Origin of the sequence: Brevundimonas sp. (assembly GCF_044239655.1) — a bacterium.
Taxonomy (GTDB): Bacteria; Pseudomonadota; Alphaproteobacteria; order Caulobacterales; family Caulobacteraceae; genus Brevundimonas.
This window is the reverse complement of sequence record NZ_JBIIAY010000072.1, coordinates 1-15,376: the sequence shown is the minus strand read 5'-3', so window position 1 is coordinate 15,376 and position 15,376 is coordinate 1. Positions and strand designations below refer to the sequence as shown.

Below are 15,376 nucleotides of genomic sequence, written 5' to 3'. Positions count from 1 at the left end.
GAACGCCTCTGGGCCAGACTGAAGGACTATCGACGCGTCGCCACACGATACGACAAGCTCGCCGGCAACTTCCTCTCCGGCGTCCTCATCGCAGCCATCGTCTGCTACTGGATCAAATGAGTCCGGACCCTAGGCCGTGTGGACAAAGAGGATTCCAAAATCGCCTGATCGCTGATTCAAGGCTGTTCTTTGCGGAGAGCGGTGTTGGTTCGTGGTTTGATGTCGGATGCGGAGTGGGCGTTCTTCGAGCCGTTCGTGGTCGAGACGGGGCCAAGGCGAGGGCGGCGGCCCCGCGATCACCGGCTGGTGCTGGACGGTGTGTTCTGGATCGCCCGGACGGGGACTGCATGGCGTGACCTGCACAGCCATTTCTGGACATGGAACTCGGTCTATCGCCAGTTCCGGCGCTGGACACAGGCGGGGACCTGGGACGTCATGCTTGAGGCGCTGAACGAGACTGGCGAAGGTCACGCCGGCGTCCAGATGATCGATTCCACCATTATTCGCGCTTATCAGCACGCCGCCGGCGCGCTAAAAAAGGGGATCAGGACCAGGGTCTTGGCCGCTCGCGTGGTGGCTTCTCGACCAAGATCCATCTCCGCAGCAACGCTCTGGGCCTCCCTGTCGCGGTCATGCTGAGCGGCGGTCGGTCTCGGATATGAAGGGCTACGGCCCCGTCATGAACGAGCCCGGGCCTACGCCTCGCGTCCTGCTCGCCGACAAGGGATACGACGCAGACTTCATCCTCGCCGACCTCGAGGCGCGAGGCGCGAGGCGTCGCCGCCGTCATCCCGGCCAAGCGGAACCGCAAGGTTCAGCCCGTCATCGACGGTCACATCTACAGCTTGCGAAACCTCATCGAGCGATGCTTCTCAAAGCTGAAACACAGCCGCCGACTGGCCACCCGCTATGACAAAACCGCCGACAGCTTCCTCGGCTTCGTCCTCGTCGCATCAATCCGACTGTGGATCAGACACTTTGTCCACACCGCCTAGGGTCCGCTAAAGGATATGTTCGAGACTCAGTAGACCGAGGCTGTGTGAAAACGCCTCGGGAATGAGCGAATTAGGGTAGCCTCCTGAGGTCTTCAGGAGGTGGGTATGAGCCGCTTCGTTCAGGGTGTAGATCGCCGGCAGCCGACGCTGCTTCCCGAATGTCTCGACGACTATGTGGCCGAGGATAATCCGGTCCGGGTGGTCGATGTTTTCGTCGACAAACTGGATCTGAGGGGTCTGGGCTTTGAGGGCATGACGCCGGCGGCGACGGGCCGACCGGCCTATCATCCGGCCATGCTGCTGAAGCTTTACGTCTATGGCTACCTGAACAAGGTGCAGTCCAGCCGGCGGCTGGAGCGCGAGGCGCAGCGCAATGTAGAACTGATGTGGCTGACGGGACGGCTGGCTCCGGATCACAAGACCATCGCCGGTTTCCGTCGTGAGAACGGTCCGGTGATCCAGGCGGCCTGCGCCCAGTTCGTAGTTCTGTGCCGCCAGCTCGGGCTGTTCGGGACAGGCTTGGTCGCCATCGACGGTTCGAAGTTCAAGGCGGTGAACACCCGCGACAGGAACTTCACCGTCACCAAGCTGAAGAAGCGCATGGAGCAGGTGGCCGAACACATCGCCGGTTATCTACAGGCACTTGACACGGCGGACCGGCAGGAGGGTGAGGCCGCCGAAGCCAGATCCGGTCGGCTAGTGGAGAAGGTCGAGTTGCTCCGCGCTCAGATGGCGAAGCTGAAGACCATGGAAGCGCAGATCGAGGCCGCGCCCGACAATCAGGTCTCCCTGACCGACCCGGACGCCCGGTCCATGGCCACGTCCGGTCGGGGCCGCGGGATCGTCGGCTACAACGTCCAGTCCGCCGTGGAGGGCGAGCATCACCTGATCGTCGCCCACGACGTGGTCATGACGGGCCACGATCGCGATCAGCTCGCCTGCATGGCGGCAAAGGCTCGTGACGCGATGGGGGTCAAGACGCTCGATGTGCTGGCGGATCGGGGCTACTTCTCCGGCGAGGAGATCCTGGCCTGCGAAGCCATGGGCGTAACGCCCTTCGTGCCCAAGCCGCTGACGTCCGGGGCCAAGGCGGACGGCCGGTTCGGCAAGCAGGACTTCGTCTATCTGCCCGACAAGGACGCCTATCGCTGCCCAGCCGGGGCGCTGCGGCCGCATCACATGACGACCGTCGAGCGAGGCCAGAACATCCACCGCTACTGGGACCGGGTCAGTTGCACCGGCTGTCGCCTCAAGCCTCAATGCACGCCGACCCTGGAACGGCGGATAAGGCGCTGGGAACATGAGGCGGTCGTCGATGCCCTCCAGACCCGGATGGACCTAACGCCGCGCGCCATGCGCGTCCGCCGAAGTCTGGTCGAACACCCGTTCGGCACCATCAAGGCCTGGATGGGCCACACCCACTTCCTGATGAAGCGCCTGCCCAACGTGAAGACCGAGATCAGCCTCCACATCCTGGCCTACAACATGAAACGGGTCATGGCGGTGCTGGGAACCAAGCCGCTGATGGAGGCGATCAAAGCCTGAGCCGACGGAGCTCTGCGCCTCGCCGCCACCCGGCGACCAGGCAACTCAGCGCGTTCTTACACAGCCTCGACCCATTGCGGACATTGTCGGTCACTGGGCCGGTCCATTGCCGGACAATCGTGTTCAGCCAGTCCGCTATCCGATCCGTGCGAATGCCGCCGCCCCATTATGGCGCGACGCGATACGCGGAGACGTCGTGCCTGTAAGGGCGGCCGTCAGCGCTCCAACCATGTTGGGATTGCCGCCGAACATGGCCTCGATCCCCCTGACGCACGTCGTCACATTCTCATCGGCCAGGCGATAGTAGACCTGTTTGGCCTCGCGGCGCGTCTTGACCACATCGGCGCGTCGCAGCTCTGCCAGCTGTTGACTCAGTGCCGGTTGGCCGATGCCGGTGGCCTCATCGATCTCGCTGACAGTGCGTTCGCCGTCAATCAGGCGTGACAGGATCATCAGCCGCTGGGGCTGGGCGTAGGTCTTCAGCCGGTCAGCAGCGGCGTCGGCGGCGGCGCGTGAGGCATAGAGGGTCATCAGGCGTCCGCCTGTGTGCGGTGGAACCACGCCCTGTCGTCGTCCGCGAGAACGGGCTGCTGATCCTGTGGTGCCGTCGCAAGGAGATCACCGCCTGGACGCCACCCCTCAGGGGCCAGTACGTCGCCACCGGCCGTCCGCTGGAGCGCCACTACCATGCGCAGCATCTCCTCGACCGAGCGGCCGACGTTCAGCGGATACCAGGTCATGGCGCGAATGACGCCGTCGGGATCGATGAAATAGGTCGCCCGCACGGCGGATGAATCGGCGGCGTCCGCCTCGATCATCCCATAGGCACGGCCGATCGCCATCGACGGATCCTCGACGATGGGGAACGGGATGGTGACGTCGAAGCCGTCGCGGATCGCCCGGACCCAGGCCAGGTGAGAATAGAGACTGTCCACCGACAGACCCAGCAGCCCGCAATCCAGCGCGGCGAAGGCCTCGGCGGCCCGCGCGATCGCCACGAACTCACTGGTGCAGACGGGCGTGAAGTCGGCCGGATGCGAGAAGAACACCAGCCATCGGCCGCGATAGTCCGACAGCTTTACCGGCCCAAGGGTTGAGCGGGCCTGAAAGTCGGGCGCGATGTCGCCCATCCGTAGCGGGCGCTGGTCTGGGGTGGCGGCGGGAGCAGGCAGATCCATCATCATTTCTCGTTGGCACCACGGCCGGGTTGACGCAACTCATATACACGATTACACATATATTGTAATCGTGATGTTGAAGCCGAACTGCAATGATGTTTCCCGCTGACCAACTGTTGATCTCGAACTCCACCAAGGCGCGCCGGCCCGCCCTTGATCTGCGTCAACGACCGATGGCGGACCTTCCTGTCTGCTCCCTGCTCCCGACACGAGCGTGCCGCCCATGAACGCCCCCTCTCTCCCCAGTCCGTTGGAGTCCACCATGACCGATGCACACCTCGACGCGGCGACGACGATCATCGAGCGGGCCCGGAGCGGCTCGGGTCAGGTTCCGGTCGTCCACAGCTTCTTCGACGAACCGACCAACACGGTCAGCTATGTCGTCCACGATCCGATGACCCGCGAGGCAGCCGTGATCGACAGTGTGCTGGACTATGACGCGGCGGCGGGCCGCACCTCCTTCGCCTCGGCAGACGCCATCATCGCCCATGTGAAGGCCCAGGGCCTGACGGTCACCTGGCTGCTCGAAACCCACGCCCACGCGGATCACCTGTCGGCCGCGCCCTATCTGAAAGACCATCTGGGCGGACAACTCGCGATCGGTCGCGAGATCATCCACGTCCAGAACGTCTTCGGAAAGATCTTCAACGAGGGCACCGAATTCGCCCGCGACGGCTCGGAGTTCAACCGCCTGTTCGAAGACGGCGACCGGTTCCAGCTGGGCGGGATCGAGGCGATGGCGCTGCACGTCCCCGGCCATACGCCGGCGGACCTGGCCTATGTGATCGGCGACGCCGTCTTCACCGGCGACACCCTGTTCATGCCGGACTACGGCACGGCTCGGGCCGACTTCCCCGGCGGCGATTCCCGGCAGCTTTACCGCTCCATCCGTCGCCTGATGGCCCTGCCGGACCAGACCCGGCTATTCCATTGCCATGATTACAAGGCCGCAGGGCGCGACACCTTTGCGTGGGAAACCACGGTCGGCGCGCAGCGTACTGGAAATGTCCATGTCCATGAAGGCGTCGGCGAGGACGAGTTCGTGTCCATGCGGAATGCGCGCGACGCCACCCTGTCGATGCCCAAGCTGATCCTGCCCTCGATCCAGGTGAACATGCGCGGCGGTCATCTGCCAGAGCCGGAATCGAACGGCACCCGCTACCTCAAGATCCCGCTGGACGTGCTGTGATGGGTGACTTTCTTGAAAACGCCATGCCGGTCCAGGGGCTGATCGGCGGCCTGATGATCGGCACGGCCTCGGCCATCATGCTGCTGGGCCTCGGCCGGATCGCGGGCGTCAGCGGGCTGGCGGCGCGAGCCACGGGGATGACCGTCGATGGCGCGCCGCTGCCGCTGTCGATCGCCTTCGTGATCGGACTGCCTCTGGGGGCCCTGCTGGTCGCCTTGATCCTCGGACCCGTCGAAGCACGGTTCGAACAGGGCCTTCCCGCCCTGATCATCGGCGGCCTGGTGGTCGGGTTCGGCACCCGGTTGGGCAGCGGCTGCACCAGTGGACACGGGGTTTGCGGCATGTCGCGGCTGTCGGCCCGATCGCTGGTAGCGACCGCCACCTTCATGTTGACCGGCTTCGCGACCGTCGCCGCCATGAACGCTCTGGGGCTGGGACAATGAAGCGCCCCATCGCCTTCGCCCTGATCGCGGGCACCCTGTTCGGGGCCGGTCTGGCCGTGTCCGGCATGGCCGATCCGCAGCGCGTGCGAGGCTTCCTCGACCTGTTCGGTGCTTGGGACCCGACGCTGGCCTTCGTCATGGGCGGGGCCCTGATCCCCATGGCCATCGCCTGGCGCATCCAGAAGCGCATGCCTTCGCCGATGGCGGCCGAGCGGTTCGCCCTGCCCACAGCCCGCGATCTCGACCCCCGCCTGGTAGGCGGCGCCGCCCTGTTCGGAATCGGCTGGGGCATCGCCGGTCTGTGCCCCGGCCCCGCCATCGCCGACCTCGCCATCGCGCCTTTCCCTGCCGCCATCTTCGTCGTGGCCATGCTGGCCGGAATGATCCTGCACCGCCTGCTGCCCGCCGCTCCGGCGAAGGCCTGATCGCTGCCAGCCGCATCCAACAATGAGGACTATCATGCCGTTCAAGGCCCTCACGCCCTCCCTCTCGGTCTCGCCACAACTCAGCGAGGCGGACGTCGCCCAGGCGGCCCGCGACGGCTATCGCGCGATCATCGACAATCGGCCCGACGGCGAGGAGCCGGGACAGCCGAGCGCGGCCGAAATGCAGACCGTGGCCGCGTCCCACGGCATGGGATTTGCCCATGTGCCGACGGTCGGCGGCAAGATCAGCGATGCCGACGTCGCCTGTATGGCCGACGCCCTGATGCGGCTGGACGGACCGATCCTCGCCTATTGCCGCACCGGCACGCGCTCGACGACGCTGTGGGCCCTGACGCAGGCCGGGGCTCAACCGGCGGACGCCCTGATCGCGACCGCCGCCGGTGCGGGCTATGATCTTTCGGCGCTGCGCCCCCGGCTGGAAACGCGGATGATCACGCCGACGGGCGCGCGCCCCGAGCAGGCCGACGTCGTCATCGTCGGCGGCGGATCGGCCGGTCTGGCCACGGCCGCCTCCCTGAAGGAACGCGATCGTAACCTGGACATCGTGGTCATCGAGCCGTGCGAAACCCACGACTATCAGCCCGGCTGGACCATGGTCGGCGGCGGCGTCTTCGACGTGAAGGACACCCGCAGGGCCCAGGCCTCCGTGATCCCGGCGGGCGTGCGCTGGATCAAGGGTGCGGTCGCCAGCTTCGAGCCGGAGCGTGACCAGGTCACCCTGGAAGATGGCAGCACGGTCGGCTATCGCGCCCTGGTCGTGGCTCCCGGCAACACCCTGGACTGGGCCGCGATCGACGGCCTGCCCGAAACGCTCGGCAAGAACGGCGTCACCTCCAACTACAGCTATGACACCGCCCCCTACACCTGGGACCTGGTTCAGACCCTGAAGGGCGGGACAGCCCTGTTCACCCAACCTCCGATGCCGATCAAATGCGCCGGGGCACCGCAGAAGGCGATGTATCTGTCCTGTGACCACTGGCTGCGGACCGGCGTCCTCAAGGACATCGACGTCCAGTTCCACAACGCGGGCGCGGTTCTGTTCGGGGTCAAGGAGTTCGTGCCGCCGCTGATGGAATACGTCAGCCGCTACGGCATCGACCTGCAGTTCGAGTCCACGCTCGTCGCGGTGAATGGTTCCGACCGGACCGCCACCTTCAAAGAGAAGGCGGGCGAGGTCACGAAGTCCTTTGACATGATCCACGTCACGCCGCCGCAAAGGGCACCGGCCTTCATCGCCCGCAGCCCGTTGGCCAATGAGGCGGGCTACGTCGACGTCGATCAGGCCAGCCTCCAGCACGTCCGCCACGCCAACGTCTTCGGCCTGGGCGACGGCGGTTCGACCCCCAACGCCAAGACGATGGCGGCCGCGCGGAAGCAGGCACCGGTCGTGGCCGAGAACCTGATCGCCGTCCTGGCCGACAAGGTGCCCACGGCAGTCTACGATGGCTATGGTTCTTGTCCGCTGACGGTCGAGCGCGGCAAGATTCTGCTCGCCGAGTTCGGCTATGGCGGCAAGCTGCTGCCCAGCTTCCCCAGCTGGATCATCGAAGGCACCAAGCCCCAGCGCCTGTCCTGGCTGCTGAAATCCGAAGCCCTGCCGTGGATCTACTGGAACGGCATGCTGAAGGGCCATGAGTGGATGGCGCAACCCCAGCATCGAGACGCGGCCTGAAATGTCATCCCTTGCGCGCTACCTTCCCGTCCTCGACTGGGGCCGGCGCTACGACCGCGCGACCCTGACCAGCGACCTGGTTGCGGCCGCCATCGTTACGATCATGCTGATCCCGCAAAGCCTGGCCTATGCCATGCTGGCGGGGCTGCCGCCCGAAGTCGGGCTGTACGCGTCCATCCTGCCGATCATCGCCTATGCCGTCTTCGGCACCAGCCGCACGCTGGCCGTCGGCCCCGTCGCCGTGGTGTCCCTGATGACCCTGGCAGCGGCCGGAAGCGTGGCGACGCCAGGAAGCGCGGAGTTCATCGCGGCGGCCCTTATCCTGGCCTTGCTTTCCGGCCTGATCCTTGTGTTCATGGGCGTGCTGCGCCTCGGGTTCCTCGGTAACCTGCTGTCGCATCCCGTGGTTTCGGGCTTCATCACGGCCAGTGGCATCATCATCGCCACCAGCCAGTTGAAGTCGATCCTCGGCGTCAGCGCGCACGGCGAGGCGATACCGGAGCTCGTCACCAGCCTGATCGCCAACCTCGGCGACATCAACGTCCCGACCCTGATCATCGGAGGGACCAGCGCGGCTTTTCTGTTCTGGGTCCGAAAGGGCCTGAAGCCGCTCCTGATGCGATTCGGCCTGGCGGCTCGTCCCGCCGATCTGATCGCCAAGGCCGGCCCGATCGCGGCCGTCGCGGCGTCCACCCTCGCCGTGATCCTGTTCGATCTGGAGGCCCAGGGCGTGAAGGTGGTCGGAACCATCCCCCAGAGCCTGCCGCCCTTCACAGTGCCTTTGATCGATCTCGCGCTCTGGCAGCAACTGGCCGTGCCGGCCCTGCTGATCGCCGTCATCGGTTTCGTCGAGTCCGTCTCGGTCGCCCAGACCCTGGCCGCCAAGCGTCGGCAGAGGATCAATCCGGACCAGGAACTGATCGGCCTCGGTGCCGCCAATGTCGCCGCCGCATTCTCGGGCGGCTATCCCGTCACGGGCGGTTTCGCGCGGTCGGTCGTGAACTTCGACGCCGGTGCCGAGACGCCGGCCGCCGGGGCCTTCACCGCCATCGGCATCCTGGTTGCTGCGCTGCTGCTCACGCCGCTCCTCTATGCCTTGCCCATCGCGACCCTGGCGGCGACCATCATCGTGGCCGTTCTCAGCCTCGTCGACTTCAAGACCCCTCGCGCGATATGGCGGTTCTCGAAGCCCGACTTCGCCGCCCTGGCGGCGACCATCGCGGTCACCCTGTTGGCCGGCGTCGAGCCCGGCGTCGTGTCCGGCGTGGTGCTCAGTCTGGCGCTCTACCTCTGGCGCGCCTCACGGCCTCACGCGGCGATCGTGGGGCGGGTGCCCGACACCGAGCATTTCCGCAATGTGAAGCGCCACGCCGTGATCACCGATCCGAACGTCCTGACGATCCGCATCGACGAAAGCCTGACCTACCTCAATGCCCGGTGGCTGGAGGAGTTCGTGCTGGAGCAGGTCGCCGAACATCCCGACCTGCGGCACCTCATCCTGATGTGTTCGGCGGTGAACGGCATCGACGCCTCGGCGCTCGAAAGCCTCGAAGCCATCAATCACCGCATGATCTACGCAGGCGTCCAGATGCATCTGTCCGAGGTGAAGGGGCCGGTCATGGACGCGCTGCAACGGTCACATCTGCTGGAAGCCCTCGGCGGCAAGGTCTTCCTGTCGCAGCATCAGGCTTTTGACGAACTGACCGGTGCAGCCTTCCTCCGCGCGCCATAACTCGCATTCCCGCTCGGCTCAGGCGCCAATCGAGGCGACCGGCCATGTTTGATCATCTCGATGCCGTGTTGCTGGCGCGCATCCAGTTCGCCTTCACCGTCAGCTTCCACTTCATTTTTCACTCCTTCTCGATCGGCCTCGCCGGCTATCTGGCGGTGCTGGAAGGCCTGTGGCTGAAGACGGGCAAGAGCGTCTATCTGGACATGTTGAAATACTGGCTGAAGATTTTTGCCGTAATCTTTGCCGTGGGCGTCGTGTCCGGCATCGTCATGTCCTACCAGTTCGGCACCAACTGGTCGATTTTCGCGGTCAAGACCGGGCCGGTGCTGGGCCCCTTGATGGGCTATGAGGTCCTGACCGCCTTCTTCCTCGAAGCCGGCTTCCTTGGTGTCATGCTCTTCGGCCTGAGCAAGGTGGGGCGGAAGCTGCATTTCGCAGCCAACTGCATGGTCGCGCTCGGCACCTTTATCTCGGCCACCTGGATCCTCAGCGTGAACAGTTGGATGCAGACGCCCACCGGCTTCGCCATCAACGCGGCGGGTCAGTTTGTTCCGGCGGGGTCGTGGCTGGACATCATCTTCAACTCCAGGTTTCCCTTCCGGCTGCTCCACACCTTGATCGCCTCCTACCTGACGACCTCACTGGTCGTGGGTGCCGTCGGGGCATGGCGCCTGCTGAAGGACCGAATTCGTGGGTCGCCGTCCCTCCCACAAGGGGGAGGGAGACAGTTGACCCGCAGCCTCGCCCGTGGTCCGTGCCGCGTCCCATGTTGAGCCCCGCCACCCGATCCGCGACGAAAGACCTGCTGCATCTTGCGTGGCCGGTGATCCTGGCGCGGCTGGGGATCATGACCATGGGGCTGACCGACGTGATCGTGGTCGGCAACTGGTCCAGCGAGGAACTGGCCTATTCGTCCCTGGCCCTGGCGCCGATGAGCATCGTCGTGACCACGGCGGTCGGGCTGATGATGGGGGTGCAGGTCATGACCGCCCGGATGCTGGGCGAGGGGCGTCGCGCCGAGGTCGGGGCCGTGTTGAGGCGGGGACTGGTCTATTCGCTGCAGCTCGGGATCGGGGCGATGATCGTGCTGTGGCTGCTGGGGCCGCTGGGGCTGAGGCACGCGGGGCTGGCGGACGGATTGGCCGAGGGGTCTTCGCCCGCCTTGCGCATCTTCGCCCTGTCGATGCCCGGCTATCTGGTCAGCGTGGCGGCGCAGTTTTTTCTGGAGGCCCTGCACAAGCCCAAGCCGGGGATGTGGGCGATGTGGATCGCCAACGGGGTCAATCTGGCACTCAACCTGCTGCTGGTGCCCGATCTGCTGGGGCTCGGGATCGACGGGGCGGCGGCCTCGGCCTGGGCGACGTTTGCGGCGCGGACGTCGCTGGCGGTGTTCCTGGTGGTCTATATCGTGCGCCTGCCCGAGGCGCGGGCGCTGGGCGTGTTCGCCAAGCCGGTCAGGGACATCACCGCCGAGCGCGAGCAGAGGAAGGTCGGATACGGGGCCGGGTCCAGCTATTTCATCGAGGTCGGGGCGTTCGCGGCCATGACCTTCATCGCGGGCCAGCTGGGGGCGATCGAGACCTCGGCCTGGGCCATCGTGCTGAACGTGTCGGCGATCGTCTTCATGGTGCCCATGGGGATGTCGGCGGCGACGGCGGTGCTGGTCGGGCGGGCCTATGGGGCCGGTGATGGGCCGGGCGTGCTGCGCGCCGGGCTGGTGGGGCTGGGGGTGGTCAGCCTGCTGACCGTGCTGGTCGCGCTGGGGCTGTGGGGGACGGCACCGTGGGTGGCCAGCGCCTATAATCGCGATCCGCTACTGCTGGCGGTGGTGACCCCGGCTCTGGTACTGGCGACGCTGTTCTTTGTGGCGGATGGGATCCAGGTGGTCTCGGCCTCGGCCAACCGGGCGGCGGGCGACGTGTGGTGGCCCACGATCATGCATTTCGGGGCCTACACCCTGGTGATGATGCCGCTGGGCTGGGTGCTGGGGCATGGCCTCGGCGTGGACGGGCTGGTCTGGGCGGTGATCATCGCCAGCCTGGTATCGTCGGTGCTGTTGACCGGTCGGTTCGTGCGGGTCGCGCGTCGGATCGGGTGAGGGAAGGCCGGGCCGCCCGGTGGAGCCTCCGCTGAGGCCGATCCGCTGGCGGTTGGCGGTCCAGAAACAGGCCGCCAAACCGCCAAACCGCCATTGGGTCGCGAGCCGAACGCTGATAAATCAACAGGTTACCGGATTGGCGTGGTGGCGACCGCCACATTATCGGAAATCTCCCTCGGCAAGCTGGCGCGGTCTCATGGCGTCAGGACGTGAAACCTCGACAGCGCAGGTGGGGAGGGCAAAGAACAGTTCAAGGCCTGAATAGGAAAAAATTCCTCCCGGACGGTGTCATTCGTCGAGGTAGACGACGCCGCCCTTCATCACGAAGTCCATGTCTTCGAGCGCCGTGACGTCGGTCAGGGGATCACCCGACACGGCGACGAGGTCGGCGGGCATGCCTACGGCGATGCGGCCCGCCTGATCCGAAATCCTGAGATGTGCCGCCGCCCCGACGGTGGCCGACTGGATGGCTTCCAGCGGGGTCATTCCGGCGCGGACCAGAAGGGCGAACTCCTGGGCGTTGTCGCCGTGGGCCGAGACGCCGGTGTCGGTGCCGAAGGCGATGCGGACGCCGCCGTCATGGGCGCGCCGGGCCATGTCGAGCATCTTGGGGCCTGCCTCCAAGGCCTTGGCGGTCTGGGCCGGGGTGAAGAAATTGGTCGGCCCCGAGGCGATGCGGGCCACGAAATCCCCGGCCAGCAGGGTGGGCACCAGATACGTCCCCTCGCGCTGGAACAGTCGGATCGATTCGTCGTCCAGATAGGTGCCGTGCTCGATCGAATCGCCGCCGGCGCGCAGGAAGGCGTTGATGCCGTCGACGCCGTGGGCGTGGGCTGTGATCTGGCGGCCCATGCGGTGGGCGGCGCCGACGATGGCGGTCAGTTCCTCGTCGGAGAACTGCTGGGACAGGCCCGCTGCGGTGTTGGACAGGACGCCGCCGGTCGCGGTGATCTTGATGATGTCGGCCCCCGAGCGGACCTGGAGCCGGACCGCGCGCATGCAGTCGTCGGCCCCCGAACAGACGCTTTCGGGCGACAACAGGTGCATGATGTCTTCGCGGAAGCCGTTGATGTCGCCGTGGCCGCCGTGGATCGAGACCGCCGTCCCGGCCGCGATGATGCGCGGGCCGGGCACGTCGCCGCGTCGCACGGCGTCACGCAGGGCGAAGATCGCCTCATTGGATGCGCCCAGGTCCGCCACGGTGGTGAAGCCGGCCATCAAGGTCTTGCGCGCATAGCCGGCCCCGACCATCGCCTGTTCGGCGTTCGACTGGGTGACCTCTTCCAGACGGCCGTTCGGGTTCTGCTGGCCGGTCAGGTGGACGTGGCTGTCGATCAGGCCGGGCAGGACGAAATCGTCCCTCAGATCGACGATGTTTCCCTCTCCGACGAAGCCGTCGCGGATTTCGACGATGCGGTTGCCGGTGATCACGAGAGTTTTATCGCGCTGCACAACACCCGTCTCAGGGTCGGCCAGAAGCCGCCCCACTTGCACGAACGTCGTTCCCGTATCGGGCGAAACCGTCCGCGAGGCGGGCGTTTGCGCGGCCACCCCTGTCGCCAGAACCAGCCACAATGCCGACACCGCCACGTTAAGCTTGATCATCATGTCCTCCCGAAACCCGGATTTCACCATAGACGGGAAGGGCCGCGCGCCAAGGCGCAGGTTGTGCAAAACCTGATCTTCGGCGACAAACAGCCACTTGGATCAACCGCGCGAGGGGCGTCGCATGCGGCTATCAAGGCGAGGACTTGTGTTGGGCGGTTCGGCGATGCTCGCCGGCTGCGCCACGAACCAGGCCGTTCAGGCTCCGGTTCAACTCGCCCAGGCCGTTCCGGTTCCCGCCCCCGTCGCCCCGCCCGCACCGCGCATCGTCTATGAGCGGGCCGCGCCGCCGCCGCTGGATCCCTATCGCCGGGTCCGCCCCGAACTGATGCAGCGCGCCATGCAGGCGCTGGACGTGCATCACCGCCGCATTCCCCTGCGGGACCGGATGTATCTGGTCGATTTCCAGAAATTCTCGGGCGAAGAGCGGTTCTACGAGGTCGATCTGTATTCGGGTCAGGTCACGGCCTTCCGCACCTGCCACGGCCGGGGTTCCGACCCCGAGCATTCGGGATACGCCCGCACCTTCTCCAACACCCCCGAAAGCTTCATGTCCTCGGTCGGTGCCTATTCGACCGCCGGCGCGGGCTGGGGCTCGCAACAGGGGCCGAACGTCCTGCTGGACGGGCTGGAATACTCCAACAACATGGCCCGCGAGCGCGCCATCATCATCCACGGCGCCGACTACGCCGACCCCGACTGGCTGGCCCGCGAAGGCAAGCTGGGGCGGTCGTACGGCTGTTTCTCGGTCGCCCACACCGACCTGCCGATGCTGCGCGAGCGGATGGGCGAGGGGCGGCTGCTGTTCGCCCAGGCTTAAGCGGCTTCCCTTTCTTTCGTCATTCCGGGCGAAGGCGAGCGCAGCGAGCCGCAGACCCGGAACAAGGCGGCGCGCGAGAGCGCGAACCTGTCGCGCACGCGTCTGCTTCCGCCATTTAGCTCTACGCGCCGCCCTCCGGGTCGCCCGCGCTTCTCTACAGTGCCGCCTTGTTCCGGGTCTCCGCTGCGCTGCGCCCAGAATGAAAGGGGAGATGATTGATGTCGATCCGTTGCGGACTTTGGTGGCGTCGGTAGCGCCCAGCGGTCAAGGTGAGCGATGGCTTCCGACCTTTACTGGATCAACACGTCCACAACCTTGCGGCTCGCGATCATGGCGCGACCTCGTTCCGGCGACTGGATGGAGGACGAGGTAGACAACTGGAAGCGTGAGGGCGTTGGTGTGGTCATCAGTCTGCTTGAACCGGACGAAATCGAAGACCTCGGCTTGGAAGGCGAAGCCGCTCTGTGCGCGTCCCGATCGATACAGTTCGTGTCTTATCCTATCCCGGATCGAGGCGTGCCAAGCAACAAAGTCACAGCCGTGCAACTGGCGGATCAGATCAGGTCAAGCGGCAAGGCGACCGCGATCCATTGTAGGGCTGGCATTGGTCGTTCAGCATTAATCGCCGCATTGGTGCTCAGATTAGACGGTCTCGATGGGGAAGCTGCGTTCAACCTCATCAGCAAAGCACGCGGAACGTCTGTTCCCGATACCGCCACGCAGCGGGAATGGATCGACGCGGTTCCGTTGATCATACCTACGCTTTGAGTCCGCTTCCCACCCCCTCACTGACATCGCGAACTTCTGTCTTCAGGCACGGCCGCCAAGCCGCAATCGGCCCGTCCCACCCATCAGCATTTTGAGCAACCGCTCACCCGCTCTATATGCGTCCGCTCCCTTCGCGTTCGGATTCCCATGGCCCGCATCCTGATCACCTCGGCCCTCCCGTACATCAACGGCATCAAGCATCTGGGCAATCTGGCCGGGTCGATGCTGCCGGCCGATGTCTGGGCGCGATTCAAGCGGGGGCAGGGCAATGAGGTCCTGTATATCTGCGCCACCGACGAGCACGGCACCCCGGCCGAGCTGGCCGCCGCCGCCTCGGGGCAGGACGTGCGCACCTATTGCGACGAGCAGCACCAGATCCAGAAGGCGGCGGGCGAGGCGTTCGGCCTGTCATACGATTGGTTCGGCCGGTCCTCGAACGCGCCCAACCACCGCCTGACCCAGCATTTCGCGGCCGCCCTGGAGGCGAACGGCCTGATCGAGGAGCGGGTGGACCAGATGGTCTATTCGGTCGACGACGCGCGCTTCCTGCCCGACCGCTATGTCGAGGGGACGTGCCCGCACTGCGCCTATCCCAAGGCGCGCGGGGACCAGTGCGACAACTGCGGACGGTTGCTGGACCCGACCGACCTGATCGATCCCTATTCGTCGGTGTCGGGCAGCCGGAACATCGAGGTGCGCGATACCCGCCACCTGTATCTGTTGCAGACGAAGATCGAGCCCCAGATCCGGGCCTGGGTCGACGGCAAGACCGGCTGGCAGCCCCTGGCCAAGTCGATCGCCTACAAGCATCTGGACGAGGGGCTGATCGACCGGGGGATCACCCGCGACCTGGCCTGGGGCGTGCCGGTGGTGGGGCCCGACGGC

The 15,376-nt window shown here is 65.8% G+C and carries 14 protein-coding genes and 2 pseudogenes; 13 read left to right on the top strand and 3 right to left on the bottom strand.

Annotated elements, in window-relative coordinates; all coding sequences use genetic code 11:
* The 3 genes and pseudogenes from ACILQR_RS10660 to ACILQR_RS10650 form a co-directional block, all read left to right on the top strand.
* Nucleotides 1–120 (top strand): annotated as a pseudogene (locus ACILQR_RS10660) (IS5/IS1182 family transposase); the annotation flags it as partial.
* A 99-nt stretch (nt 121–219) separates the two neighbouring features.
* Nucleotides 220–995 (top strand): annotated as a pseudogene (locus ACILQR_RS10655) (IS5 family transposase).
* A gap of 105 nt (nt 996–1,100) precedes the next feature.
* Complete coding sequence (locus tag ACILQR_RS10650) at nt 1,101–2,540, top strand: IS1182 family transposase (protein WP_395651402.1); 1,440 nt, start codon at nt 1,101–1,103, stop codon at nt 2,538–2,540.
* Between the two features lie 135 nt (nt 2,541–2,675).
* On the opposite strand, the gene ACILQR_RS10645 is transcribed toward ACILQR_RS10650, so the two are convergent.
* Both ACILQR_RS10645 and ACILQR_RS10640 read right to left on the bottom strand, forming a co-directional pair.
* A complete protein-coding gene (locus ACILQR_RS10645; RefSeq protein WP_395651401.1) occupies nt 2,676–3,071 on the bottom strand; it encodes an ArsR/SmtB family transcription factor in 396 nt (131 codons plus the stop codon).
* Complete coding sequence (locus tag ACILQR_RS10640) at nt 3,071–3,718, bottom strand: peroxiredoxin (protein ID WP_395651400.1); 648 nt, start codon at nt 3,716–3,718, stop codon at nt 3,071–3,073. The genes ACILQR_RS10645 and ACILQR_RS10640 overlap by 1 nt, the downstream gene beginning before the upstream one ends.
* A 262-nt stretch (nt 3,719–3,980) precedes the next feature.
* Between ACILQR_RS10640 and ACILQR_RS10635 the strand changes: the two genes are divergently transcribed.
* The 7 genes from ACILQR_RS10635 to ACILQR_RS10605 are packed head-to-tail and all read left to right on the top strand — an operon-like array spanning nt 3,981 to nt 11,298.
* A complete protein-coding gene (locus ACILQR_RS10635; protein ID WP_395651399.1) occupies nt 3,981–4,907 on the top strand; it encodes an MBL fold metallo-hydrolase in 927 nt (308 codons plus the stop codon).
* Nucleotides 4,907–5,350 carry a YeeE/YedE family protein gene (locus ACILQR_RS10630; protein ID WP_395651398.1) on the top strand — a complete coding sequence of 148 codons (444 nt, stop codon included), beginning with the start codon at nt 4,907–4,909 and terminating at the stop codon, nt 5,348–5,350. The genes ACILQR_RS10635 and ACILQR_RS10630 overlap by 1 nt, the downstream gene beginning before the upstream one ends.
* Nucleotides 5,347–5,775: a DUF6691 family protein gene (locus tag ACILQR_RS10625; protein ID WP_395651397.1), complete on the top strand. Its 429-nt coding sequence runs from the start codon at nt 5,347–5,349 to the stop codon at nt 5,773–5,775. Before ACILQR_RS10630 ends, ACILQR_RS10625 begins: the two co-directional genes overlap by 4 nt.
* A gap of 34 nt (nt 5,776–5,809) precedes the next feature.
* Nucleotides 5,810–7,468, top strand: a complete 1,659-nt coding sequence (locus ACILQR_RS10620; RefSeq protein WP_395651396.1) for a TIGR01244 family sulfur transferase — start codon at nt 5,810–5,812, stop codon at nt 7,466–7,468.
* Nucleotide 7,469: 1 nt separating this feature from the next.
* On the top strand, nt 7,470–9,200 hold the full coding sequence (locus ACILQR_RS10615; protein ID WP_395651395.1) for a SulP family inorganic anion transporter: 1,731 nt from the start codon (nt 7,470–7,472) through the stop codon (nt 9,198–9,200).
* A gap of 44 nt (nt 9,201–9,244) precedes the next feature.
* Nucleotides 9,245–9,973, top strand: a complete 729-nt coding sequence (locus tag ACILQR_RS10610) for a cytochrome ubiquinol oxidase subunit I (RefSeq protein ID WP_395651394.1) — start codon at nt 9,245–9,247, stop codon at nt 9,971–9,973.
* On the top strand, nt 9,967–11,298 hold the full coding sequence (locus tag ACILQR_RS10605; protein ID WP_395651393.1) for an MATE family efflux transporter: 1,332 nt from the start codon (nt 9,967–9,969) through the stop codon (nt 11,296–11,298). Before ACILQR_RS10610 ends, ACILQR_RS10605 begins: the two co-directional genes overlap by 7 nt.
* Before the next feature lie 288 nt (nt 11,299–11,586).
* Here ACILQR_RS10605 and ACILQR_RS10600 read toward each other — a convergent pair whose 3' ends face one another.
* Entirely contained in the window at nt 11,587–12,906 is a 1,320-nt protein-coding gene (locus ACILQR_RS10600) for an amidohydrolase family protein (RefSeq protein WP_395651392.1), read from the bottom strand.
* A 163-nt stretch (nt 12,907–13,069) separates the two neighbouring features.
* On the opposite strand from ACILQR_RS10600, the gene ACILQR_RS10595 reads away from it, so the two are divergent.
* The 3 genes from ACILQR_RS10595 to ACILQR_RS10585 form a co-directional block, all read left to right on the top strand.
* Nucleotides 13,070–13,723, top strand: a complete 654-nt coding sequence (locus ACILQR_RS10595) for a murein L,D-transpeptidase catalytic domain-containing protein (RefSeq protein ID WP_395651391.1) — start codon at nt 13,070–13,072, stop codon at nt 13,721–13,723.
* 276 nt (nt 13,724–13,999) lie between these two features.
* Nucleotides 14,000–14,491, top strand: coding sequence for a protein-tyrosine phosphatase family protein (locus ACILQR_RS10590; RefSeq protein ID WP_395651390.1), 492 nt, complete (start codon nt 14,000–14,002; stop codon nt 14,489–14,491).
* Between the two features lie 147 nt (nt 14,492–14,638).
* A partial coding sequence (locus ACILQR_RS10585; protein ID WP_395651389.1) for a methionine--tRNA ligase occupies nt 14,639–15,376 on the top strand: 738 nt, incomplete at its 3' end.